This window comes from Vibrio sp. 1069 (genome assembly GCF_033340555.1).
Window position 1 is genome coordinate 1 of the sequence record NZ_JAWOWP010000428.1, and the last position, 678, is coordinate 678.

General features: G+C 46.5%; 1 protein-coding gene. It reads right to left on the bottom strand.

Annotated elements, in window-relative coordinates; genetic code table 11:
• Positions 1–678, bottom strand: a 678-nt coding sequence (locus R7040_RS26935) for a Na+/H+ antiporter NhaC family protein (protein ID WP_318097668.1), incomplete at both ends; no start/stop codon positions are given.

Consider the following 678-nt stretch of genomic DNA (forward strand, 5'->3'; position numbering starts at 1 on the left):
GGACGATCATCGGTAAAAGGAAGTTGATCAGACCCATTGTCGGATTGGTGTGCGCGGAAACTTCAGAACCAAAGTCCACATCGGTTGCGCCGTCTGGACGAACTTGACCATTCTTCGCACGCTCTTCTGCTTTTTTCATTGCGCCGAGGTCAGGGATTTTTTCCATCGCAACCAGCAGAACAATCACCAAAGTTACCCAGCCGTAAGCCATGTAAGGAATTGCTTGCATGTACGTCTGAATACCTTGGCCTGCTTCAGCGACGCCGTTTGCTTCTAGCAGCGAGCTAAAGAAGATGGCCCAAGTGGAAATCGGCACCAGAATACAGATAGGCGCTGCGGTTGAATCCACTAGATAAGAGAGCTTTTCACGAGAGATCTTGTAGCCGTCAGTGACTTTTTTCATTGATGATGAAATCGCAATTGCGTTTAAGTAGTCATCAATAAAGATCAGGATACCCAGAGCAAATGTCATCAACATAGATTGCTTGCGGCTTTTAACCTTGGTGACAAGCATATCGGAGAAGCTCAAAATACTGCCGCCTTTCTCCAATACGGCAATCAAACCGCCCATCAAACCACATACGAGAATGATCCATGCGATGGTTTCATCCATCATTACACTCATCGAAATATCGACAATTTGCTCGACCGCTTCGGTTGGATTAAGCAAAAGTACCC